Annotated in this window: 23 protein-coding genes; 16 read left to right on the forward strand and 7 right to left on the reverse strand. The window is 60.8% G+C overall.

The genetic code is table 11. From position 1 onward, the window contains the following. Nucleotides 1-127: 127 nt before the first annotated feature. The 4 genes from FTO60_RS07705 to FTO60_RS07720 all read left to right on the forward strand — a co-directional run bounded on the left by FTO60_RS07705 (nucleotide 128) and on the right by FTO60_RS07720 (nucleotide 3,545). The gene (locus FTO60_RS07705) at nucleotides 128-1,249 is read left to right on the forward strand and encodes a bifunctional 2-C-methyl-D-erythritol 4-phosphate cytidylyltransferase/2-C-methyl-D-erythritol 2,4-cyclodiphosphate synthase (RefSeq protein WP_148057092.1); all 1,122 of its coding nucleotides are present in this window, start codon (nucleotides 128-130) and stop codon (nucleotides 1,247-1,249) included. Beyond that, nucleotides 1,246-1,746, forward strand: coding sequence for a phosphatidylglycerophosphatase A (locus FTO60_RS07710; RefSeq protein ID WP_148055413.1), 501 nt, complete (start codon nucleotides 1,246-1,248; stop codon nucleotides 1,744-1,746). The genes FTO60_RS07705 and FTO60_RS07710 overlap by 4 nt, the downstream gene beginning before the upstream one ends. Further along, nucleotides 1,743-2,249, forward strand: a complete 507-nt coding sequence (locus tag FTO60_RS07715; RefSeq protein ID WP_148055414.1) for a CinA family protein — start codon at nucleotides 1,743-1,745, stop codon at nucleotides 2,247-2,249. The genes FTO60_RS07710 and FTO60_RS07715 overlap by 4 nt, the downstream gene beginning before the upstream one ends. 114 nt (nucleotides 2,250-2,363) lie before the next feature. Further along, nucleotides 2,364-3,545, forward strand: coding sequence for an ammonium transporter (locus FTO60_RS07720; protein WP_148055415.1), 1,182 nt, complete (start codon nucleotides 2,364-2,366; stop codon nucleotides 3,543-3,545). Nucleotides 3,546-3,560: 15 nt separating this feature from the next. On the opposite strand, the gene FTO60_RS07725 is transcribed toward FTO60_RS07720, so the two are convergent. The 4 genes from FTO60_RS07725 to FTO60_RS07740 form a co-directional block, all read right to left on the reverse strand. Further along, nucleotides 3,561-4,013 (reverse strand): type II toxin-antitoxin system RatA family toxin, encoded by a 453-nt coding sequence (locus FTO60_RS07725; protein ID WP_148055416.1) that lies wholly within the window; start codon nucleotides 4,011-4,013, stop codon nucleotides 3,561-3,563. Between the two features lie 92 nt (nucleotides 4,014-4,105). Beyond that, nucleotides 4,106-4,627, reverse strand: a complete 522-nt coding sequence (locus FTO60_RS07730) for a hypothetical protein (protein WP_148055417.1) — start codon at nucleotides 4,625-4,627, stop codon at nucleotides 4,106-4,108. 25 nt (nucleotides 4,628-4,652) lie between these two features. Further along, nucleotides 4,653-5,138 (reverse strand): hypothetical protein, encoded by a 486-nt coding sequence (locus tag FTO60_RS07735; RefSeq protein ID WP_148055418.1) that lies wholly within the window; start codon nucleotides 5,136-5,138, stop codon nucleotides 4,653-4,655. Between the two features lies 1 nt (nucleotide 5,139). Beyond that, nucleotides 5,140-5,562 carry a hypothetical protein gene (locus tag FTO60_RS07740; RefSeq protein WP_148055419.1) on the reverse strand — a complete coding sequence of 141 codons (423 nt, stop codon included), beginning with the start codon at nucleotides 5,560-5,562 and terminating at the stop codon, nucleotides 5,140-5,142. A 141-nt stretch (nucleotides 5,563-5,703) separates the two neighbouring features. Between FTO60_RS07740 and hpt the strand changes: the two genes are divergently transcribed. The 5 genes from hpt to FTO60_RS07765 all read left to right on the forward strand — a co-directional run bounded on the left by hpt (nucleotide 5,704) and on the right by FTO60_RS07765 (nucleotide 9,096). Further along, nucleotides 5,704-6,249 carry a hypoxanthine phosphoribosyltransferase gene (gene hpt / locus FTO60_RS07745; protein ID WP_148055420.1) on the forward strand — a complete coding sequence of 182 codons (546 nt, stop codon included), beginning with the start codon at nucleotides 5,704-5,706 and terminating at the stop codon, nucleotides 6,247-6,249. A gap of 193 nt (nucleotides 6,250-6,442) precedes the next feature. Beyond that, nucleotides 6,443-7,351, forward strand: coding sequence for a porin (locus FTO60_RS07750; RefSeq protein ID WP_148055421.1), 909 nt, complete (start codon nucleotides 6,443-6,445; stop codon nucleotides 7,349-7,351). A gap of 87 nt (nucleotides 7,352-7,438) precedes the next feature. Next, entirely contained in the window at nucleotides 7,439-7,621 is a 183-nt protein-coding gene (locus tag FTO60_RS07755) for a hypothetical protein (protein WP_148055422.1), read from the forward strand. A gap of 112 nt (nucleotides 7,622-7,733) precedes the next feature. Then, entirely contained in the window at nucleotides 7,734-8,204 is a 471-nt protein-coding gene (locus FTO60_RS07760; RefSeq protein WP_148055423.1) for a cytochrome c, read from the forward strand. 4 nt (nucleotides 8,205-8,208) lie between these two features. Further along, nucleotides 8,209-9,096, forward strand: a complete 888-nt coding sequence (locus FTO60_RS07765; RefSeq protein WP_148055424.1) for a cytochrome c — start codon at nucleotides 8,209-8,211, stop codon at nucleotides 9,094-9,096. Here FTO60_RS07765 and lipA read toward each other — a convergent pair whose 3' ends face one another. Continuing rightward, entirely contained in the window at nucleotides 9,097-10,047 is a 951-nt protein-coding gene (lipA, locus tag FTO60_RS07770; protein ID WP_148055425.1) for a lipoyl synthase, read from the reverse strand. A 142-nt stretch (nucleotides 10,048-10,189) separates the two neighbouring features. On the opposite strand from lipA, the gene FTO60_RS07775 reads away from it, so the two are divergent. After that, nucleotides 10,190-10,921 (forward strand): VIT1/CCC1 transporter family protein, encoded by a 732-nt coding sequence (locus FTO60_RS07775; RefSeq protein ID WP_148055426.1) that lies wholly within the window; start codon nucleotides 10,190-10,192, stop codon nucleotides 10,919-10,921. On the opposite strand, the gene FTO60_RS07780 is transcribed toward FTO60_RS07775, so the two are convergent. Next, nucleotides 10,918-11,973, reverse strand: coding sequence for a DUF6456 domain-containing protein (locus FTO60_RS07780; protein WP_254696926.1), 1,056 nt, complete (start codon nucleotides 11,971-11,973; stop codon nucleotides 10,918-10,920). The genes FTO60_RS07775 and FTO60_RS07780 overlap by 4 nt on opposite strands. A gap of 222 nt (nucleotides 11,974-12,195) precedes the next feature. On the opposite strand from FTO60_RS07780, the gene FTO60_RS07785 reads away from it, so the two are divergent. Continuing rightward, nucleotides 12,196-12,501, forward strand: a complete 306-nt coding sequence (locus FTO60_RS07785; protein WP_148055427.1) for a DUF6477 family protein — start codon at nucleotides 12,196-12,198, stop codon at nucleotides 12,499-12,501. Here the strand turns inward: FTO60_RS07785 and FTO60_RS07790 are convergent. Next, a complete protein-coding gene (locus tag FTO60_RS07790) occupies nucleotides 12,494-14,053 on the reverse strand; it encodes a trimethylamine methyltransferase family protein (protein WP_172623843.1) in 1,560 nt (519 codons plus the stop codon). The two genes, FTO60_RS07785 and FTO60_RS07790, sit on opposite strands and share 8 nt — an antisense overlap. 149 nt (nucleotides 14,054-14,202) lie before the next feature. On the opposite strand from FTO60_RS07790, the gene guaA reads away from it, so the two are divergent. From guaA to FTO60_RS07815, 5 genes are all read left to right on the forward strand, one after another. Beyond that, on the forward strand, nucleotides 14,203-15,765 hold the full coding sequence (gene guaA / locus FTO60_RS07795; protein WP_148055428.1) for a glutamine-hydrolyzing GMP synthase: 1,563 nt from the start codon (nucleotides 14,203-14,205) through the stop codon (nucleotides 15,763-15,765). A 32-nt stretch (nucleotides 15,766-15,797) separates the two neighbouring features. Further along, nucleotides 15,798-16,439: a YdcF family protein gene (locus FTO60_RS07800; protein WP_148055429.1), complete on the forward strand. Its 642-nt coding sequence runs from the start codon at nucleotides 15,798-15,800 to the stop codon at nucleotides 16,437-16,439. A 131-nt stretch (nucleotides 16,440-16,570) separates the two neighbouring features. Then, entirely contained in the window at nucleotides 16,571-17,449 is an 879-nt protein-coding gene (locus FTO60_RS07805) for a DMT family transporter (protein WP_148055430.1), read from the forward strand. 123 nt (nucleotides 17,450-17,572) lie between these two features. Further along, the gene (locus FTO60_RS07810) at nucleotides 17,573-18,628 is read left to right on the forward strand and encodes an outer membrane protein transport protein (protein WP_148055431.1); all 1,056 of its coding nucleotides are present in this window, start codon (nucleotides 17,573-17,575) and stop codon (nucleotides 18,626-18,628) included. Between the two features lie 88 nt (nucleotides 18,629-18,716). After that, a complete protein-coding gene (locus FTO60_RS07815; RefSeq protein ID WP_148055432.1) occupies nucleotides 18,717-19,568 on the forward strand; it encodes an ATPase in 852 nt (283 codons plus the stop codon). Nucleotides 19,569-19,596 lie beyond the last annotated feature (28 nt).

The raw sequence follows: 19,596 nt of genomic DNA on the forward strand, positions 1-19,596 counted from the left end.
CGCAATGAATCCGCGCGAGAAACCGGCTGCAAAACAGCAAATGCCTAAAATTTGGGCGCTGCGATCAGGCGCTTTCCCTTGCCGTTCACGCTGGTTACAAATGGCGCGAACACACGGGGGCTATCAGATGCGCACCACCGCCATACTTGTCGCCGCGGGCCGTGGCAGCCGCGCGGGCGGTGACCAGCCAAAACAATGGCAGGATCTCAGCGGCGCGCCGGTGATCACGCACACGGTGCGCGCCTTTGCAGGCCAGGTCGATGATATCATCCTGGTGCTACATGCGGATGATCTGCACCGCGCCACCGATATGGGCCTGCCCGCCGTGGCCGGTGGTGCCACCCGCGATGCATCGGTGCGCGCGGGGCTGGAGGCACTGGCCGATGATCCGCCCGACTATGTGTTGATCCATGACGCCGCGCGCCCGCTGGTCGGTGCTGACCTGATCGCCCGCGTGATCGCCGCGCTGGACAGTCACACAGGGGCCGCCCCCGCCCTGCCCGTCACGGATGCGCTTTGGACGGGCGCGGATCATCTGGTCACGGGCACGCAAGACCGCAGCGGGCTTTTTCGTGCGCAAACGCCGCAGGGGTTTCATTATCATGCGATCCTGTCAGCCCATCGCGCCTATGATGGCACGGCGGCAGATGATGTCGAAGTGGCGCGCGCTGCGGGTTTGGATGTTGCCATTGTTGCGGGCGCGGACGACAACCTGAAAATCACCCACGCCGCCGATTTCGCGCGCGCCGCAAAGCTGATGGGACAGACGATGGATATGCGCACCGGCAACGGTTTTGACGTGCACCGCTTTGGGCCGGGCGATCATGTGATGCTTTGCGGTGTGGCGATCCCGCACGCGCGCGGATTGCAGGGCCATTCGGACGCCGATGTCGGCCTGCACACCATCACAGACGCGATTTACGGTGCCTTGGCGCGCGGCGATATCGGCCAGCATTTCCCGCCAACCGATCCGCAATGGAAGGGCGTTGAAAGCCATGTTTTCCTGCGCCACGCCGTGGAACTGGCGGGCGAGATGGGCTTTGCCATCACCCATATCGACTGCACGCTGATCTGCGAATTTCCCAAAATCGGCCCCCACGCCGCCACCATGCGTGCACGGGTGGCTGACATTACGGGGCTTGACCTTGACCGGATCAGCATCAAGGCAACGACATCAGAACGCCTGGGCTTCACCGGGCGCGGCGAAGGGATTGCGGCAATGGCCACAGCAACATTGGTGAAATCATGAAAGATAAGTGGGCGCATCTTACGGCGACCGTGTTTTATGTCGGCCACCTGCGGCCCGCGCCGGGCACCTGGGGGTCGCTGGTGGCCCTGCCGATGGCTTGGGCAATCTATATGGTCGGTGGGTTCTGGTTATTCGCGCTGGCGATCCCCGCCGCCTATATCAAGGGCTACTATGCGACCAGATGGATGACTGCGGGCAAGGACAATCACGACCCGTCAGAGATTGTCATCGACGAGGTCGTCGGCCAGTGGATCGCCCTGCTGCCGGTGATCTATGGTATTCAGGTGACGGGCGCCGCCCCGCTCAGCCTCTGGCCCGGGTGGCTTGTCGCGTTTGCGCTGTTTCGCTGGTTCGACATCACCAAACCGGGGTTTGTCGGCTGGGCCGATCGCAAGGACAACGCAACCGGCGTGATGCTGGATGATGTGATCGCAGGGATTTTCGCGGCGATTGGCGTGGTGGCGCTGGCCTCGCTGTATCATCAGTTTTTGCTATGACCGTCGCCGCCCTTCTGGACGCCGCCCGCGCCAAGGGGCTGATGATCGCCACCGCCGAAAGCTGCACCGGCGGGCTGGTCTCCGCCGCGATGACTGAAATCGCAGGAAGTTCAGACGTGTTCGAATGCGGCTTCATCACCTATTCAAACGCCGCCAAGACGCAGATGCTAAGGGTCGATCCGGCCACGATTGCCGCCTTTGGCGCTGTCAGCGAAGAAGTCGCGCTGCAAATGGCGCGCGGTGCACGTCAGCACTCGCGGGCCGATATTGCGGTGTCGATCACCGGAATCGCCGGCCCCGGCGGATCGGATCACAAACCCGAAGGCCGGGTCTGTTTCGGGCTGGCCACAGGCGATGAAACCTCGGCCCATACCATCGATTTTGGGCCTCTGGGGCGCGCGCATGTCCGCCGCGCCGCCGTCAACCATGCCATTTCCATTTTGCAGCAGGCTGTCGATTCAAGCCTGCCCAATCGCGCGCCAGACGCCGGTCAGTCTGCCTAAAAATCACGCACTTTGTGAACTGCCTGTAAATTTGGCGCATTTTCGCGCCTTGCGCCTTTTTATTGCGCGCGCGCCGTGGCCAAAGCGGCCAACACATCCAAAGGGGACAAGGATATGAACGGAGCGGATACCGCATGGATCATCGTCGCAACGGCGCTGGTTCTTTTCATGACATTGCCGGGACTGGCGCTGTTTTACGGCGGGCTTGTGCGCGCGCGCAACGTGCTGAGCGTCTTTATGCATTGCTATGCCATCGCCTGCCTGATGTCGGTGCTGTGGCTGGTTGCGGGCTATTCGATTGCCTTTGGCAGCGACACCAGCGGCATCTGGGGCGGTCTGGGCAAGATGTTCCTGAACGGCATTGACGCGGACACGCTGGCAGGCACCCTGCCCGAAGTGCTGTTCTTTGCCTTTCAGATGACATTCGCGATCATCACCCCCGCACTGATTGTCGGGGCCTATGTCGAACGGATCGGCTTTGGCTTTGTGCTGCTGTTTTCCGCGCTCTGGATGCTTTTGGTCTATGCGCCCATCGTGCATTGGATCTGGGGCGGCGGTTTTCTGTCCGATGGCGGGATTTTTGGCGATGTCGGTGTCAAGGATTTCGCGGGCGGGATTGTTGTCCATGAAACGGCCGGGCTGGCCGCGCTTGTCCTTGCGATTTTCCTCGGGCCGCGGCGTCACCAGACCACGCCCCCCCATAACCCGGGTATGGTGATGATCGGCGCGGCGATGCTTTGGGTCGGCTGGTTCGGCTTTAACGGCGGCTCGCAACTGGCGGCGGACGGCGGCGCGGCGATGGCAATCACCGTGACACATCTGTCGGCGGCTGCGGCCTCGCTGTCATGGGCGCTTTGGGAAAAGATCAAATTCGGGCGCGCCTCGCTCGTGGGGCTGGTGACGGGCACGATTGCAGGCCTTGCCAGCATCACACCGGCATCGGGTTTCGTTGGTCCCGTCGAGGCGCTGGTCATCGGCGCGGTCGCGGGCGTGTTGTGCCAGGAGGCGGTGACCCTGATCCGCATCACCCTCAAGATCGACGACACGCTTGACGTGTTCGCGGTGCACGGCGTGGGCGGCGTTTTCGGGTCGATCATGATCGCCGTGTTCGGCCTTGGATCATGGGCGGCGCAGCTGGGCGGGCTTGCGATTGTCGGGGGCTATACGATTGTCGTGACCATCGCGCTGGTATTCATCGTCAAGGCGATCACGCCCCTGCGCGCCGATATCGAAGCCGAAACAAACGGGCTTGACCTGTCGGTGCATGGCGAACGCGCCTATGACATGAACAGCTGACTTGTCGGGCGGGCCCTAGCGGGCCTGCCCATAAAGATCGGCGGCGCGGGTTTCAAAGGCCTGCACGATCCGATGCATCGCCTCGTTGAAAAACAGGCCCGCCGCGCCCTGCAACAGGCGGTTGCGGAATTCGAAATCCACCTCGAAGGAAACGGTGCAGCCCTCGGTATGGGGGGTAAACACCCAGGTGCTGTGCAGATGCTTGAACGGCCCGTCGATATAGTCGGTGTCGATCTTATGCAGCGCGGGCCAGAGCGTCACGCGGCTGCCGAACTTTTCGCGAAAGACCTTAAAGCTGATTACCAGATCGGCCAGCATCACGCTGTGATCGCTATGCGCGGTGACGCTGCGAATGCGCGCCGCCGCCGTCCAGGGCAGAAATTCGGGATAACGCGCCACATCAGCCACAAGCGCATACATCTGCTCTGGCGTATAGGGCAGCGTTTTGGTCTCGGCGTGATGCGGCATGTGGTTCGTTCCGTCTTGTGTTGCCCTGATGTCGGACAAAACGCCGCCCGTGGCAAGGGCGGCGCGCAGCAATCGAACCGGGTGTTGCGATGCTAGGTTGGTTTGGTTGGCTCGGGGGTCGGTTCTTCTGCGTCAAGTGCGCCGCGCAGGTCCGCCGACATCTTGTCAGTCAGCGCCTCCATGTATTTCTGCAAGATCATCGGCGGTTCGGCGGGCGCAAGTTTGACGCGCAGCGTGCTGGCCCCTTCCTGCGAATAAGCATAGCGCGACGAATAGGACGCATTGACCGAAGCCGCGAACGGCCCCCACCCCCCCTTGGCGCTGGCACTGCCGCTTTTTTCGGTGGTCTTGGCCATCGTGATTGCCATCTTCACTTCGATCTCGGCCTCCTGGACGGCATAGAATGTCGGCAAAAAGCCCATCGACACCAGCGAAAACGATTTGGTTTGTTCGGGTTTTGACAGGTCTGGCAGGGTGATCATCTGTTCGGCCATATAGCTGGCCACGGCGGTAGAGTTCATATCCAGTTTGGTCTGGGATTCGGCGACCGCAATGGCCAGTTTCTGCACCATTTCGGGAAATGGCGTATTAAGAAGTTCCTGTCCGACGCTCATGATGATCTCTCCTATCTGGTTTGTGCTAATCTACGCTTTGGATACGGGTGCGGCGCCGCAGACTGAATTTGACGCGGGTGGCGGTATCGCCGGTCATGGCTTGACGCGGGTTGACGCCCAGCATCACATTGTCGGCGTCCTTACCAAGCGCGCCAGCCATGTCGATTTCAATGTTATCAAGGCTAAAGGCACCGTCTTCGGGATGGGCGCGGGCAATCTCGCTAGCCAGTTGCCCGGCCAGTTCGCCCGCTGCGACAACCTGCGTGTCGGGATCAGCTTGGGCATGGGGCGGCAGCACCGGGCCTGTCGCCCCGAACATCGGGCCGCGCGCCTGTTCGGTGATCTTGCTTTCGAGGGCGGCGATCTGGGCGCGCAAGTTGCGGTCGTTTTCCTCGAGCGCGGCAATCCGGGTCTGCAATCCGGTCAGGGTTGCGATGATGTCATCGGACAGGCCGACGATGCGCACCTCAAGCGGGGCATCACCGGGGGGCGGTGTTGTGCGTTTGGCCATGCTAGCGGCCCTCGCCCGACTGGTCAGTCAGCGCGTCGTCAACGCCGGGCGGTGGCCCGGGGGCGAAATGCATCCGCAGGCTGGACGCACCGCTCACATCGAACTCCTGCCCGTTCTGGTAATTGGCATTCACCGGCGTGGCGCCGATGATGAAATCCCATGCCTTGCGCCCGATCCCGCGGGTGTCTTCGGTCTCCTTGGCGGGTTGCAGGTGCAGGGCAAGCTTCAGTTCGACCTCGACCGATTGCATATGAAAGATCGTCGGCGTCAGCCCCACCTCGATCAGTTCGGGCGGGTAGTTTTGCAGGGCAGCCAGTTGCTGCCGGTTCAGTTCAACCGAGGCCGAAGCGACACTGGCCCCAACCTGTTCAATCATCGCCGAAATCGGCGCTACCAAAAAGCCAAGCGGATCCGTATCTGCCATAACATCCCCTAACAAATGCCGAAATTCTCTATCACAGGTTGTGTGGTTTACCTAACGGTAATCTTGCCCCCGCGCCAGCCCATTGCACACCCCGCGCGAGTTGTGACACACACAAAGCGCAAGCCCTGACCGGAGACGCCGATGTCCACGCCCGACCATTCATCCTATGTCATCGACGAAATGATCAGCGCCAAATCCATTGCCGCGCGGATCGAGGATCTGGCCCGCGAGATCCAGCGCGAATTCAAAGGCACCGACAAACTGGTCGTGGTCGGGTTGCTGCGCGGATCGTTTGTGTTCATCGCCGATCTGGTGCGTGAGCTTGACCTGCCCGTCGAGGTCGATTTCCTTGAGGCCTCGAGCTATGGCGACGGGATGGAAAGCAGCCGCGAAGTGCGGATTTTCAAAGACCTGCGCGGCCAGATCGAAGGCCGTGACGTGCTTGTGGTCGAAGATATCATCGACACGGGCCACACCCTGGCGCATGTGACCGAATACCTGCGCACCAAACACCCCGCACGCCTGAAATCCATCGCCCTGCTGGACAAACCCACGCGGCGCGAAGTTGACTATCGGGCGGACTGGCTGGGTTTTGAAATTCCGGATGAATTTGTCGTGGGCTACGGGATTGACTATGCCCAACGCAACCGCAACCTGCCGTTCATCGGCAAGGTCAGGTTCGTCTAGGGCATTGCGGCCCCGCAACACTGGCTGACCTTGGGTCATCGGCCTGTTGGCAGATGACGCGATTGGGCGCATGATCGGGGTATCTTGCGGATTTCTTTTTTTGATGAGCCCAGATGAACGGGCTGTTTGTCGTATCGGGTCTGTAGTGGCGCTGTATTTGGGCGCAAAAGAGTAACTTATTAGAGGTGAGAAAATGAAGAAGATCGTATTATGCGCTGGCCTTGCCAGCATCGCCACGGGTGTCGCGGCGCAAAGCGGACCTGATATGATGTTCGAGGGTGCGATCGCTTATGGCATCAGCACCGACTTTACCGACGACTTTGAGTATGTCACGCTCGACTTCAGTCTTGAGGGGCAGTTCCCAGGCAGCGCGGGGCTTGGATATTTTCTGGACTACGAAAGCCTCGCCGAATCCTCCGACCTTGGAGACAATATTGATGCGCTCTATTATGGTCTTACGTATGACGTTGGGCCCGGCACCCTGCAGTTCGGTCGGCCAAAGTCGGTCATCACCGATTTTACCGATAGCCCACGCTATGGCCAGGACCCGAGCTTCAGAATTTTTCTGTCGTCGTTCACTGGCAGCATCTTAGAGTTGCTCACACTTGATGAAGAGGACATTTACGGACTGCGTTACGATGGCAACTATGGTCAGTTCAATGTGGGCCTCAGCCTGCACTATTCCCAAAGTGCCGACGTCACGCTGAGCAGTGCCGCCCTGTCTTATGACGCGGGCAATTTCACACCTTTCGTATTGGTTGAAACCCTTTCCGAATTCGGACCGGGCGAGGAAACGCGCTTTTCGCTGGGGACGAAATACGCCGATGGTCCGTTCTCGGGCCTGATCTCATACACGATGAATGCGGCCTTTGACCCTGATCTGTCGTCCCTATTGCTGACCGGTGAGTATCAGGTGAATGACAATTTCGAGGCAGGTCTGACCATCTTGCAGATTGATGGCGGTGGTGGAGCCGAAGAAATCTATGGAATCGGCGGGCAGTATACTTTCGATGTTGGCGCCTATGTGCGCGCTGATGTCACGGCCTTCAGTAGTGGCGGCGACGATCCGATCTACAACTTCGAGGTTGGCTACGAATTTTAAGGTCGCAGCAAACCGGTTTTCGGACTTCAGGGCGCAGGGTCATCTTGCGCCCTTTTGCTTTGCGTCCGTGTCTGGCATCCTGCGCCCATGCAAGAACTGCGTCATCTTTTGCGTATGGCCCGCTGGGCCAAGCGCCCGCCCAGCCAGAAACGTGTGATCCTTGTGATCAGCGTGATCGTGATTTCGCTGGTGATTGTCGGCATCGAACGCTGGATCGGCTTTCCCGATTGGATGGCGGTGCAGGGCGGACGCCCAAAGATTGTGCGCTAGGGTTGGCTTTCGGCAAAATCGTGCGCGCATGCACAGGCTCTGTTCAAGAATGACTTGTTTGCCCCCGATCAGCCCGTGTTACGCTTGGTCAACGTTAACCTAGGAGCTGGTCATGACCAAACTTTCCCTTTTGCTTGCCGGGGCGTCGATTGCCTTTGCCGGTTTCGCCACTGCCGAAGCACATATTGACCCCGCCGTCGCCGCATCCATGAAGGCGCGACAGGCGCATATGTCGCTTTTTGCGTTCAACCTTGGCACGCTGGGCGGTATGGCACAGGACAAGATCCCCTATGACGCCGCAGCCGCGATGACGGCAGCCAGCAACCTTGCGGCCCTCGCCGCGGTTGATCAGGCAGGCTATTGGGTCGAAGGGTCCGACACGTCTGTCGAGGGGAGCCGCGCCCTGCCCGCAATCTGGGATGACATGGACGGTTTCGTGGCCGATCAGGCCGATCTTCTGGCCGCCGCGCAGGGGCTGGACGCCGCCGCCGGCGATGGTCTTGATGCGCTCAAAGCCGCCTTTGGACCGGTCGGCGGGGCCTGCGGTGCCTGCCACCGCGCCTATCGTCAAAGCGACGAATAACCGCATGCGGGTGATCCGCGCCGGGTTTGTGCTGGCGATCATCGGCGGCGCGGTCGCGTGGTTTGCGACCCGCCCCGCGTCGCTTGACCCTGCCCTGCTTGCGGGGCTGCAAGGGGACGCGACCCGCGGCGCACTGGTTTTTGCCGCCGCCGGCTGCGCCGCCTGCCACACCGCGCCCGACAGTGACCCGTCGGACCGGCCCGTGCTGGCTGGCGGGCGGGCCTTTCCCAGTGATTTTGGCCGCTTCATCGCCCCCAATATTTCGCCCGACCCAAGCGCCGGTATCGGGGCCTGGAGCGATTATGATCTGGCCAATGCGATCATGCGCGGGGTCGGCCCCGAGGGCGCGCATTACTACCCCGCCTTTCCCTATACCACCTATGCCAAGGCCGATCCGCAGGATATTGTCGACCTGATCGCGCACCTGCGCACCCTGCCCGCCAGCGATGTCGAAAACCAACCCCATGATGTTGGTTTTCCGTTCAATATCAGGCGGATGCTGGGCGGTTGGAAGCTGCTGTTCAGCACCGATGCATGGGCGCTGGCGGACCCGCTGCCCGACGATGTCGCGCGTGGCCGTTATCTGGTCGAGGCCCTGGGGCATTGCAGCGAATGTCACACGGCGCGCAATGTTCTGGGCGGGCTGCGGCGCGCCCAATGGCTGGCCGGTGCGCCCAACCCCAGCGGCGAAGGCACCATTCCCAATATCACCCCCGCCGCATTAAGCTGGAGCGCGGGCGATATCGTCGAATATCTGACCAGCGGCTTCACACCCGAGTTTGACACGGCGGGCGGCGAGATGGTCGACGTGATCGCCAATACCGCGCGCCTGCCCGAAAGCGACCGCGCCGCGATCGCTGCCTACCTCAAGGCCGTGCCAGCGGTGGAGTGATCACGCCCCGAGTTTCGCCATCCGCGCTGCCCGCAGGCGCGCGAAATCATCGCCCGCGTGATAGCTGGACCGGGTCAGCGGTGTCGCCGAAACCATCAAGAACCCTTTGTTATAGGCGGTCTTTTCGTAGGATTTGAACTCGTCTGGCGTGACGAAACGGTCCACCGCATGGTGTTTCGGAGTCGGTTGCAGGTATTGGCCGATGGTCAGAAAATCGATGTCGGCGGCGCGCATGTCTTCCATGACCTGCGTGACGGCCTGTTTGTCCTCGCCCAAGCCCACCATGATGCCCGATTTGGTAAACATGGTCGGGTCAAGTTCCTTGACGCGCTGCAACAGGCGCAGGCTGTGGAAATAGCGCGCACCGGGTCGGACCTCGGGGTAAAGGCCCGGCACGGTTTCAAGGTTGTGGTTGAACACATCAGGGCGCGCCTGAACAACGACCTCCAATGCGCTGGCATCACAGCGGATAAAATCCGGCGTCAGAATTTCAATCGTGGTGTCGGGCGATTGCTTGCGAATGGCGCGGATCGTCTGGGCAAAGTGTTCCGCCCCGCCGTCTTCGATATCGTCGCGATCAACGGATGTGATGACGACGTGGTTCAGCCCCAGCTTTTTCACTGCATCGGCCACGCGCCCGGGTTCAAAGATATCCAAATCCTCGGGCGGTTTGCCGGTGGCGATATTGCAAAACGTGCAAGCCCGCGTGCAAACTTCGCCCATGATCATCATCGTCGCGTGACCCTGGGACCAGCATTCGCCAACATTGGGACAGCCTGCTTCTTCGCAGACCGTCGTCAACTTGTTGTCGCGCATGATCCTGGCGGTTTCGGCATAGCCGGCGCCCCCGGGCGCCTTGACGCGAATCCAGTCGGGTTTCTTGGGCTGCGCACTATCGGGGCGGCGCTGCTTTTCGGGGTGGCGCTGTGCCGGAATTTTCAGATCGCGCATGTTGTGGCTCCTCCCGCGTCAACGATATCTAGATCACATTACGTGATCCATTGGGCAAGCCCAAGGGGGGCAATGCCGCCATGCATCATGTGCAATCGTCGCGCGCCGCGCTATAATCGCCGCAGCACAAGAGGATACCCCTATGGCGATCAACTGGCCGACCCACCGCCGCGATATCCACCGCCAGACAGCGGTGCAGGAATACCTGCGCCAGATCGTTTACGGCGGCAATGACGGGATCGTCACGACCTTTGCGATCGTCGCCGGTTTTGCGGGGGCGGCGGCCGATGGCGTTGCGCAGATCGGCGGGCTGGCGGTGCTGGTCTTTGGCCTTGCCAACCTGTTTGCCGATGGTGTGTCGATGGGTCTGGGCGAATTTCTCTCCGGGCGTGCGGCGCGCGACATGTATCATACGCGCCGCAATACCGAACTGCGCGCCCTGCGCGACAATCCCGCCCAAGAGCTGCGCGAATTGCAGCAGATCTTGCAGGAACGCGGCCTGCCCCAGGGCATCGCCGCGCAAACCGCCACCGCCCTTGGCGACCATCCCGAGGCGGTCGCGGATCTGATGATGACCTATGAATTTGGCCAACCCGACCCGCGCGACGATACCCCGGCCATCAACGGCAGTTTCACGTTTGTCGCCTTTTTGGCCTTTGGGGTGATCCCGCTTGTCCCCTATTTTGTGTTCCCCCCGACCGATCGCACCTTCTGGATATCGGTCGGGGCGACTTTGGCTGCCCTTGCCGCGCTTGGCCTGCTGCGCTGGAGCGCGACAGGTGAACGCCTTGCCCGCACGATGGGTGAAACCGTATCGGTCGGGACGCTGTGCGCGGCGGTGGCCTTTGGCGTTGGCTGGCTGGTCGGCGGCTAGCCGATCATCTTGCCCGCCTGCCCCAGACTGTCGTAATGCAGCCGCAAGCGTTGCAAGGCGATCCGCAGCACGATCTTGCCCGAACGCGCCGACCAGCCCATGTGCTTTTCTGTTGTTTCCATACCTTCAAGGAAACAACAGCAGCGTAGCGCGATATCGGCCAGACCGGGGCCAAGATCGGCCAGGGCCGCCTTGACGCGCGCATCTGCGGCCGCGGGCGAATTGCCAGGCGCGCTTGTGTGGGTCTGGGTGGTGCCAGCGGTCAGGAAACTGTCCCAGTCCTGGGTGACACGCGGACCCATCTGCGCCAGCTCGAAATCTTCGCGCAGGCGTTCGCCCGCCCGCACCAATGCGGTGCTTAAAAACGGTTTGCCATCCTTGTCGCGTCGCCGTGCCAGCCCGTTCAGCGGGCTTTCGGCCGGGGCAAGCGCGCGGGCATGATCAAAGCTGGCGCGCACTTCGGCCATGCCGGTCGCGCGGTTTTCATCGCTGGCCATGAAGGCGCGCAACTGGTGGCGCCCCGCCGCCGTCACGCGGTATTTCACCACCCGTGCGTCCGGATTGTCGGTGGCGATCCAGTCATTGAGGGCCAGCACCTGCGCCACGTCCTGTCCGACCACGGCGGACCGCGTCGTGCTGCCATCGGGGGCATCACGCACCACCACGGCCATTTCCATGTCCTGCGCGACGGCCAGCACTGCGCCGGTTTCAACCAGACGGCGCAGGGCGCGGCTGCACTCGGCGCTGATACGTTGCTGTTCCTCGTGGGCGTGCGTGCGGGGGGTCTGTATCATGCATGGCTCCTGTTGCAAAAGCGAAGCTGCATCAGAGTTTTCGGAAAGCCGGCGCAGGGCCGCATCGACCAGCGGATCGTCACGGCGGTTTTCGATCCGGCGCACCTGACGCAGAATCGTGCTGGCATGAACTTCGGCGGCGCGGGCGAGTGCGCGAATGGATGTGCCCGCAGCGGTGTGATCAAGATAGTGACGCACCGGTTGCGGCACCAATTCAGGCAGCACCCGCGCGACCATGAAACGTGGTTCAGTCCGCATGTTGTCCCCATGTGATATGCACAGTTCTTCTGAATGCACCCGCAAGTTGTCCACAACCTAAAGTTGTAAACGTTTCCGATTTGTTAACAATGAGCAGTTTGTTCATCATTGTTTCTAAAAGATAAACATTCTTAACCCCTGCGTTCTTAACCTTTTGCCTCTGCGCAACACCCGCATAGGTTGTGTAATTGTCCACAGGCTGGAAACAAAAGGATGCTGCTCATGTTGGATGTTTTGGGGATGGTTGGCGCGTTGGAGCGCCCGAAATTGCTGGTCAATGCTGCCCGTTTTGGTTTGGACGATTATGACCGCGAGCGGCATTTGCGCCGCGTGCTACGCACAGATCACCTGCCCCGCCCGGCACAGGCGCTGATGATGCTGTTAGAGCTGGAATCGGTCATGGACGGGCAACGCACAGCCAAACAGGCCGAGTATGGCATCGCCCGCCATCTGGATCTTTTGATCGCCATCATGGGCGAGGCACGGATCTTGCGCGCCACGTCCCGCCCATCAGTCGTCGCTACATAAAGCTGTCGGGCATGCTGGCCTTTTTCGCCTCGACGTAGGCGGTAAGGGCAGCATGGATTTCGGGATCAAGCGGCGGCTGCACGTAGGTATCGACCAGTTTTTGCACACGAACGCTGGCGAGGGCCTGGGTGTCGCGCGCGCCCTCCTCGTCCCATGTCTCGAAGGGCTTGTAATCAAACAGGTCCGAGCGCCAGAACGCGGTCTTGAAGTTCGCTTGCGTATGGGCGCATCCCAGATAGTGCCCGCCGGGGCCAACCTCGCGGATCGCGTCCATCGCCTGCGCGTTCTCGTCCATTTCGACACCCTTGGCCAGATGGTGCAGCGTGCCCAGCTGATCGGCATCCATGACGAATTTCTCGAAACTGGCGACAAGGCCGCCTTCGAGCCAGCCGCAGGAATGGAGCATGAAATTCACCCCCGCCAGCAGCCCCATATTGAGGCTGTTCGCGGTTTCATAGGCGGCCTGCGCATCTGGCAGCTTTGATCCACAGAACGACCCCGCACTGCGATAGGGCAGCCCCATGCGCCGCGCCAACTGCCCGGCCCCATAGGTGATATGCGCCGCCTCGGGCGTGCCGAATGTGGGCGCGCCAGAGTTCATGTCGATCGAGGTCACGAAAGCCCCGAAAATGACCGGCGCACCGGCGCGGATAAGCTGCGAATAGGCGACACCGGCCAGCACTTCGGCAAAGACCTGGGTCAGGGTGCCGGCCACAGATACCGGTGCCATCGCCCCGCCAACGATGAACGGCGAAATGATGCAGGCCTGATTATGGGCGGCGTAGACCTCCAAGGCGCCCATCATCGTCGCATCAAACGTCATCGGCGAATTGATATTGATCAGGTTCACCAGGACCGTGTTGTCGGCCACGAAGTCCTTGCCGAACAGAATCTCGCACATCTCGATGCTGTCCTGCGCGCGCTCGGGTTCGGTGACCGAGCCCATGAAGGGTTTGTCGCTCAGCGTCATATGCGCCAGCAACATGTCCAGATGGCGCTTGTTCACCGGCACATCGGTGGGTTCGCAAACCGTGCCGCCCGAGTGGTGCAGCCATTTCGACATATATCCCAGCTTCACGAATTTCTGGAAATCCGCGATCGTGGCATAGCGGCGTCCGCCGGTCGCGTCGCGTACAAACGGCGGGCCATAGACGGGGGCCAGCACAAGGCTCTTGCCACCGATTTCAACAGAACGTTCAGGGTTGCGGGCGTGCTGGGTGAATGTCGCGGGCGCGGTTTCACACAATTTGCGTGCCAACCCCTTGGGAATGCGCACACGCTCGCCGCTGACATCGGCCCCCGCGGCCTTCCACCGTTCCAACGCGGCTGGATTGTCGACAAATGCCACGCCGATTTCTTCCAAAATCTGTTCGGCGTTGGCCTGGATCACATCCAACGCCGCCTCGTCGAGGATTTCATAGTTGGGGATATTGCGCTGGATATACTTGGCCGTTTCCACTGACACGGCGGTGCGTTCGGCGCGCCGCGCGGCCCCGCCACCACCACGCCCACGGCGGCCTGCACGTGCTGGTTCTGCTGCTGCTTCGGTCATGGCGATCATCCCAATAGAATCTGTTTTGCGCAAACCTACACCCGCGCCCCCCGCGCCCTGCACGGATTTGCGGCGCATGGGGGGGAAAAGCGACATTGCGCATGTTCACCACATCTTGCACCACCCCAAGTTCCGATTTACGAGGCGTCATGGATATTCAAGCCCAACACGACCGCCTTTTGATCATCGACTTCGGATCGCAAGTGACGCAGCTGATTGCGCGCCGCCTTCGCGAACTCAACGTCTATTGTGAAATTCACCCCTATCAGAACGTCACCGACGCCTTTCTGACCGATTTCGCCCCCAAGGCGGTGATCCTGTCGGGCGGGCCGGACAGTGTGACGCGTGACGGCAGCCCGCGCGCCCCGCAACTGGTGTTTGAACTGGGCGTGCCCGTTTTGGGCATCTGTTATGGCCAGCAAACCATGATGGCGCAACTGGGCGGCCATGTGGAACGCGGCCACGGCACGGCTGAATTCGGGCGCGCCTATGTCACGCCGAAAAACACGCTGCATCTGCTCGATGGCTGGTTTCTGACCGACAAGGAACAGGTCTGGATGAGCCACGGCGACCATGTTTCACGCATCGCGCCGGGGTTCGAGGTTTACGGCACCTCGCCCAATGCCCCTTTCGCGATCACTGCCGATGTGGCGCGCAATTTCTATGCGGTGCAATTCCACCCCGAGGTGCATCACACGCCCAACGGCGCGAAGCTTTATGAAAATTTCGTCCGCATCGCCGGGTTTCACGGCGACTGGACGATGGGCGCCTACCGCGAAGAAGCGATCCGCAAGATCCGCGAACAGGTCGGCGACAAAAAGGTCATCTGCGGGCTATCGGGCGGTGTGGATTCATCGGTCGCCGCTGTGCTGCTGCACGAAGCGATCGGTGATCAGCTGACTTGTGTTTTTGTCGATCACGGGCTGCTGCGCCAGCACGAGGCCGAGGAAGTCGTCACGATGTTCCGCGACAACTATAACATGCCCCTGATCCACGCCGACGAGCAGGAGTTGTTCCTGGGCGAGCTTGATGGCCAAAGCGACCCCGAAACCAAGCGCAAGATCATTGGCCGCCTGTTCATTGATGTGTTCCAGAAATACGCCAATCAGATCGCGGGCGCCGAGTTTCTGGCCCAGGGCACACTTTACCCCGATGTGATTGAATCCGTGTCCTTTTCCGGCGGTCCCTCGGTCACAATCAAAAGCCATCACAACGTGGGCGGCCTGCCCGAAAAGATGGGCCTGAAACTGGTCGAACCGCTGCGCGAGTTGTTCAAGGACGAGGTGCGCGAGCTGGGCCGCGAACTGGGCCTGCCGCCGTCGTTCATCGGGCGTCACCCCTTCCCCGGCCCGGGCCTCGCAATCCGTTGCCCCGGTGAGATCACCCGCGAAAAGCTTGATATCCTGCGCCGCGCCGATGCGGTCTATATCGACCAGATCCGCCGTCACGGGCTTTATGATGATATCTGGCAGGCCTTTGTCGCCATCCTGCCCGTGCGCACGGTCGGTGTGATGGGGGACGGGCGCACCTATGATTTTGCCTGTGCCCTGCGTGCGGTCACATCCGTCGATGGGATGACCGCGGATTATTACCCGTTCTCCCATGATTTCCTTGGTGAAACGGCCACGCGGATCATCAACGAGGTGCCGGGCATCAACCGCGTCACCTATGATATCACCTCCAAACCCCCCGGCACGATCGAGTGGGAATAGCCCGTCTTCTGCGCAGGCTGCTGATCTGCGGAGTGGCTATTTGGGCGCTGACCCTGATGGCGGTGCTGGGGTGGATGCTGGCCTGGCCCGAAACGGACACCACTGATCTGGCCCCGGCGGATGTGATCATCTGCTTTGGTGCGGGGATGCGGCCCGATGGCACGCTTGCCCCCGCCAGCATTGACCGGGTCGCCACATGCGCCCAGCTTTACGCCGCCGGTGTCGCGCCCAGGGTGCTGACCACGGGCGGAACGGCCAGTCCCGATGGCCCCAGCGCAGGCGGGCAGATGGCGGCGCTGGCCCAGGACTATGGTGTGCCTGCCACTGATCTGATCGTCGAAGGGCGCGCGCAATCGACGCTACAAAACGGCCTGTTTTCCCTGCCACTGATCAGTGATGCACAACGGATCATCATCGTCAGCGAGGGCTTTCACCTGCCCCGTAGCTGGGCATCGCTGCGCTGGGCGGCATGGCAGTTGGGGCGCGACCAGCCCGATATTTCACTGGTCATGTCGAACACCGTGCGGCGCGATCCCGTATCGGGGCGGATCAACCACCGGATCATCCTGCGCGAAACGCTGGCGCTGTGGTTCAATGCTGCCCGCGCGATGGCCTACAGCCTTGGTGGGGCATTCGGTATGGCCCCCGCGGATCGGCTGGACTGGCTGCGATAACCCGGTCGTCTTCCGTTCAATACAACTCCGGGGGAGTCCGCGAGGACGGGGGCAGCGCCCCCCTACCCCCACGCAGCCTTTTCTTAATGTGCGGGCTGTGTCACATGCTTTGAAACAGTCAAGGTTCCACCATGTCACCAACCCTGCAAGCAGCCCTGTGGATGACCGGCGCAATTGCGTCATTCACGGCGATGGCGATTGCCGGACGCGCTGTCAGCTTCGACCTTGATACCTTTGAAATCATGACCTACCGCAGCCTGTTCGGGCTGGGCATCGTCTTGATCGTGGCCAGCGCGGCAGGCACCCTGCGCCAGATCAGCCGCCGCCATCTTGGCATCCACCTGATCCGCAATCTGGCGCATTTTTCGGGGCAGAATCTGTGGTTCTTTGCGATCACCGTGATCCCGCTGGCGCAGGTTTTCGCGCTGGAATTCACGACACCACTCTGGGTGATCATGCTTTCGCCGCTGATCCTTGGGGAACGGCTGACCCGGATCGGCGTGATTGCCGCGCTGATCGGTTTTACGGGCATCCTGCTGGTTGCCCAGCCCGGTGCGACGCCGCTTGGCGCAGGGGTAATCGCCGCCGCGCTCAGCGCCGTGGGGTTTGCCATTTCGGCCATCCTGACACGCCGCTTGACCCGCAGCGAAACGATCACCTGTATCCTGTTCTATCTCACGGCGATGCAGGCGGTCTTTGGCCTGATCTTTGCGGGATTTGACGGCGATATGGCCTTGCCAAGCGCGCAAACACTGCCCTGGCTTTTGCTGATCGGCTGTGCGGGCTTGCTGGCGCATTTCTGCCTGACCTCGGCCTTGCGGATTGCACCGGCCAGCGTGGTGATGCCAATGGATTTCGTGCGCCTGCCGGTAATCGCCCTGATCGGTGCGCAGTTCTACGGCGAAGTGCTTGATCCGCTGGTGTTTGTCGGGGCGGCGCTGATCTTTGGCGGCAACTACCTCAACATCCGGTTCGGACAGGCAAAAGCGCCCTTAGTAACGCAAAAGTAACGCTACGGCGCGAATACAACTTTGACGTTGCGTAAAGAATTGACCGAAACGTGATCCGGACTTTAGCAATGGTGCCGGGACGAGGATCTGCGCAGGCAACGCGCAACACACAGGGAAGAGAGTATGAACAAGTTTATGACCGCAGGCGCCGCCCTGCTTGCGACCACCACGATGGCCACCGCGGGTGGGATTGACCGTTCTGGTCAGCCGATCACAGCAATCTTTGAAGACGGCGATTACGTCGAACTGACGTTTGGGATGGTTTCGCCAAGCATCAGCGGCACAGCCTTCGGTCAGGCTTCGGGCAATATCGGCGTCGATTATACGCAAATCGGTTTTGCGCTGAAGACCGATCTGTCCGATGCGCTGTCGCTTGCGGTCATTCTTGACCAGCCATTTGGCGCGTCGGTTTCATATGACGATCCTGGCTATGCTCTTGCGGGGTCTTCTGCCAAGGTGGAGTCCCTAGGAACAACGGTGATTGGCCGTTACCGGATCAATGAGAACTTTAGCGTCCATGCAGGCGTGCGTCATGTGACCGCCAGCGGTGAATACACCGGCATTACATCTGCCCCACTGCCCGCAGGTGCTTATTCATCGGTTTATTCACCTGATAGTGCAACAGGCTACGTTATCGGTGCCGCATACGAACGTCCGGATATCGCAATGCGCATCGCCCTGACCTATTCCAGCGCGCTTGATTTTTCGCTCGATGGAAGCGCAGGCGACCTGACTGCGAACATGCCTGAATCCGTCAACCTCGATTTCCAGACAGGTATCGCCGCCGACACGCTCTTGTTTGGCTCGATCCGCTATGCCGCCTGGGACGGTGTGACACTGACCGACAGCACCCCGCCCGTTGGCGACATTGTGTCATATACTGACGATGTCATCACTTATAACGTTGGCGTTGGGCGTCGTTTCTCGGACAATTTCGCGGCCTCGGTTTCGATTGGCCACGAGCGCAGCACCGGCACGCCAACAGGGAATCTGGGGCCAACGGACGGTTATACCAGCCTTCAGCTTGGTGGGGCCTATGACCTTGGCAACGGCCTCGAGATTTCCGGCGGCCTGCGTTACGTCTGGATCGGTGATGCAGTAACCGTGCCACCCATCGGCGGCGTGTTTAACGACAATACTGCCGTGGCCGTAGGCCTCAAGATGGCTTACAACTTCTAAGCCACGTCAATATCACACAACATCAGCCCCGCCCAACCGGCGGGGCTTTTTCGTTGCAGGGCTGGGGCGCGCGCGCTACCTAACGGGCATGATTTATGAAACCGCATCCGATTGGTTGAATGCCCCGCAAAAGCGGGTGCTTTTGTTCGGCATGTCCGGCCTTGGGAAAACCCATGTGTCCAACATGCTGCGCGCCAGCGGCGATTGGTTTCACTACTCGGTCGATTACCGGATCGGCACGCGCTATATGGGCGAATTGATCGCCGACAACGCCAAGCGCGAAGCGATGCAGGTGCCGTTCTTGCGCGATTTGCTGCTGTCGGACAGCATCTATATCGGCTCGAACATCACGTTTGATAATCTGACACCTGTGTCCACCTATCTGGGCAAACCGGGCGATCCGGCCCAAGGTGGCCTGCCAATGGCGGAATTCAAGCGGCGCCAGGCGCAGTTTCAGGCCGCCGAGATTGCCGCGCTCAATGACACACCGCATTTCATTGACCGTGCGGGCGCGCTTTATGGCTATCCGCATTTCATCTGCGATACCGGCGGGTCGATCTGTGAATGGGTCAATGGCACGGATGATGATCCTCTGATGCAGATGCTATCGCAGAACTGCCTGATGGTCTGGATCAAAGGCAGCGATGCACACACCGCAGAACTGGTGCGCCGCTTTGACAAGGCGCCAAAACCGATGGCCTATCGCCCTGATTTTCTGGCAGATTGCTGGGACAGATATCTGAATGAAAACAATCTGTCAGAAGGTGATGTTAATCCTGATGACTTCATCCGCTGGACCTATGCCAGCGCGCTGGCGCACCGCCAGCCACTTTACGAGCGAATGTCGCGCTGGGGTGTCACCGTCACGGCTGAAGCGATCGCAGATCTGCGCAGCCCGGCGGATTTTGACGCCCTGATCGCCCGCTCCCTGCCGGCCTAGCGCCTGTCCCACCTTCGCCGAAAGCAAG

The sequence above is a fragment of the Octadecabacter sp. SW4 genome, assembly GCF_008065155.1.
Lineage (GTDB): Bacteria > Pseudomonadota > Alphaproteobacteria > Rhodobacterales > Rhodobacteraceae > SW4.

Coding starts and splice junctions, on each gene's coding strand:
- FTO60_RS07705 (WP_148057092.1), top strand. CDS start 128: ATGCGCACCACCGCCATACTTGTCGCCGCGGGCCGTGGCAGCCGCGCG.
- FTO60_RS07710 (WP_148055413.1), top strand. CDS start 1,246: ATGAAAGATAAGTGGGCGCATCTTACGGCGACCGTGTTTTATGTCGGC.
- FTO60_RS07715 (WP_148055414.1), top strand. CDS start 1,743: ATGACCGTCGCCGCCCTTCTGGACGCCGCCCGCGCCAAGGGGCTGATG.
- FTO60_RS07720 (WP_148055415.1), top strand. CDS start 2,364: ATGAACGGAGCGGATACCGCATGGATCATCGTCGCAACGGCGCTGGTT.
- FTO60_RS07725 (WP_148055416.1), bottom strand. CDS start 4,013: ATGCCGCATCACGCCGAGACCAAAACGCTGCCCTATACGCCAGAGCAG.
- FTO60_RS07730 (WP_148055417.1), bottom strand. CDS start 4,627: ATGAGCGTCGGACAGGAACTTCTTAATACGCCATTTCCCGAAATGGTG.
- FTO60_RS07735 (WP_148055418.1), bottom strand. CDS start 5,138: ATGGCCAAACGCACAACACCGCCCCCCGGTGATGCCCCGCTTGAGGTG.
- FTO60_RS07740 (WP_148055419.1), bottom strand. CDS start 5,562: ATGGCAGATACGGATCCGCTTGGCTTTTTGGTAGCGCCGATTTCGGCG.
- hpt (WP_148055420.1), top strand. CDS start 5,704: ATGTCCACGCCCGACCATTCATCCTATGTCATCGACGAAATGATCAGC.
- FTO60_RS07750 (WP_148055421.1), top strand. CDS start 6,443: ATGAAGAAGATCGTATTATGCGCTGGCCTTGCCAGCATCGCCACGGGT.
- FTO60_RS07755 (WP_148055422.1), top strand. CDS start 7,439: ATGCAAGAACTGCGTCATCTTTTGCGTATGGCCCGCTGGGCCAAGCGC.
- FTO60_RS07760 (WP_148055423.1), top strand. CDS start 7,734: ATGACCAAACTTTCCCTTTTGCTTGCCGGGGCGTCGATTGCCTTTGCC.
- FTO60_RS07765 (WP_148055424.1), top strand. CDS start 8,209: ATGCGGGTGATCCGCGCCGGGTTTGTGCTGGCGATCATCGGCGGCGCG.
- lipA (WP_148055425.1), bottom strand. CDS start 10,047: ATGCGCGATCTGAAAATTCCGGCACAGCGCCACCCCGAAAAGCAGCGC.
- FTO60_RS07775 (WP_148055426.1), top strand. CDS start 10,190: ATGGCGATCAACTGGCCGACCCACCGCCGCGATATCCACCGCCAGACA.
- FTO60_RS07780 (WP_254696926.1), bottom strand. CDS start 11,973: ATGCGGACTGAACCACGTTTCATGGTCGCGCGGGTGCTGCCTGAATTG.
- FTO60_RS07785 (WP_148055427.1), top strand. CDS start 12,196: ATGTTGGATGTTTTGGGGATGGTTGGCGCGTTGGAGCGCCCGAAATTG.
- FTO60_RS07790 (WP_172623843.1), bottom strand. CDS start 14,053: ATGACCGAAGCAGCAGCAGAACCAGCACGTGCAGGCCGCCGTGGGCGT.
- guaA (WP_148055428.1), top strand. CDS start 14,203: ATGGATATTCAAGCCCAACACGACCGCCTTTTGATCATCGACTTCGGA.
- FTO60_RS07805 (WP_148055430.1), top strand. CDS start 16,571: ATGTCACCAACCCTGCAAGCAGCCCTGTGGATGACCGGCGCAATTGCG.
- FTO60_RS07810 (WP_148055431.1), top strand. CDS start 17,573: ATGAACAAGTTTATGACCGCAGGCGCCGCCCTGCTTGCGACCACCACG.
- FTO60_RS07815 (WP_148055432.1), top strand. CDS start 18,717: ATGATTTATGAAACCGCATCCGATTGGTTGAATGCCCCGCAAAAGCGG.